General features: G+C 72.9%; 1 protein-coding gene and 1 pseudogene. Both read right to left on the minus strand.

Annotated elements, in window-relative coordinates; translation table 11 throughout:
* Positions 1 to 168, minus strand: a pseudogene (locus AC1D15_RS30990) (phospho-N-acetylmuramoyl-pentapeptide-transferase); the annotation flags it as partial.
* Positions 158 to 1579: a UDP-N-acetylmuramoyl-tripeptide--D-alanyl-D-alanine ligase gene (locus tag AC1D15_RS30995; protein ID WP_477829053.1), complete on the minus strand. Its 1422-nt coding sequence runs from the start codon at positions 1577 to 1579 to the stop codon at positions 158 to 160. The gene AC1D15_RS30995 and the pseudogene AC1D15_RS30990, both read right to left, overlap by 11 nt.
* Positions 1580 to 1659: the final 80 nt, after the last annotated feature.

A 1659-nucleotide genomic window follows, 5' to 3' on the forward strand; every position in this document is an offset into this window, starting at 1 on the left:
CTTCAGCGCGCTCAGGCGGCGGATCACCATCGGGCCGAACGCGAGGACGATCAGAAGCGCGGTCAACGCCGCCAGCACCGCACGCATCGTCAGGTACTGGAACACCCGCAGGAACCCGAGCTGGTCGGGGTAGGCACCCTGCAACCACTGGGCAAGACTAAGCAGCATCGTTCGATCCTCTGGTGTTGCCATTGCCAGGTACTTCGGCGCCGCTGCGCTGCAGCGCGGCCACCACCTGTTCCATCTTCATGAAGCGCGAGCCCTTCACCAGCACCGCGGCACACGCCGGGGCCGCAGGCAGCGCGGCGACCAGCGCCGCCACGTCGTCGAAGTGGCGCGCACCGGCGAAGGCGTCGGCCGCGTGGCGGCTCAGCGCCCCGGCCGTCCACAGCGATTCGATGCYGCGCGCCTGCGCGAACGCGCCGATCTCGGTGTGGAAGGCCGGGCCCTGGTCACCGACCTCGCCCATGTCGCCCAGCAGCAGCCAGCGCGGGCCGGGCAGCTGCGCCAGCACCTCGATCGCGGCACGCGCCGAATCGGGGTTCGCGTTGTAGGTGTCGTCGACCAGCGTGACCGGCTGGCCGTGCACCTGGGCAGTCTTCAGCTGCGAACGGCCCTTGACCGGCTCGAACGCCGCCAGCCCCTGCACGATCGCCTCCAGCGGGCAGCCCGCGGCCAGCGCGCAGGCGGTGACGGCCAGCGCGTTCTTCACGTTGTGGCGGCCGGCGATGCGCAGGTCGGCCGCCTGGAAGCCGGCCGGGGTGTGCAGCATCAGCGACCAGTGGTCGCCGACCCACTCGGCATCGCAGGTCACGTCGGCCGCGCCCTGCAGCGCGAAGGTCAGCGTCGGGCGCGACGCGGCCAGCGCATGCCAGACCGGCGCGTAGTCGTCGTCGGCCGGGAACACCGCGACGCCGGTCGGCGGCAGCGCCTCGATCACCGTGCCGTTCTCGCGCGCCACCGCCTCGACGGTGGCCATGAACTCCTGGTGCTCGCGCTGCGCGTTGTTGACGAGCGCGACCGTCGGCGCGGTCATCGCGGCCAGCGTGGCGATCTCGCCCGGGTGGTTCATGCCGAGCTCGACCACGCCGGCGCGGTGCCAGCAGGTGTCGTCCTGGCGCAGGCGCAGCAGCGTCAGCGGCACGCCGATGTCGTTGTTGAAGTTGCCCTGCGTCGAGAACGCCGCCTCGCCGAGCCAGGCGCGCAGCACCGACGCCAGCATCTGCGTGACGGTGGTCTTGCCGTTGCTGCCGGTCACCGCGATCAGCGGCAACGCGCAGTGCGCCCGCCACGCGGCGGCCAGCTGGCCGAGCGCGGCCTTGCTGTCGGCCACCTGCAGGCCGGGCAGGCCGGTGCCGTCGGCGGCCAGGCCGCGTTCGGCGATCGCCGCGACCGCGCCGGCGGCCTGGGCCTGCGCGAGGAAGTCGTGCGCATCGAAGCGCTCGCCGCGCAGCGCGACGAACAGGTCGCCCGGCTGCAGCGTGCGGGTGTCGGAATGCACGCGCGCGATCGGCAGCGCGCCGTCGCCGACCAGCGTCGAGCCGGGCAGCAGCGCGTGGGCTTGCGCGAGCGTCATCATCATGGCGCGCTCCCTTCGTCGAGCGACGAGAGTGGTGCAGGCGCGGACGGCGCCGGCTCCGGGTCGAGCACCGCCAGCAT

It is taken from the genome of Rhizobacter sp. P2_H2 (assembly GCF_056403375.1).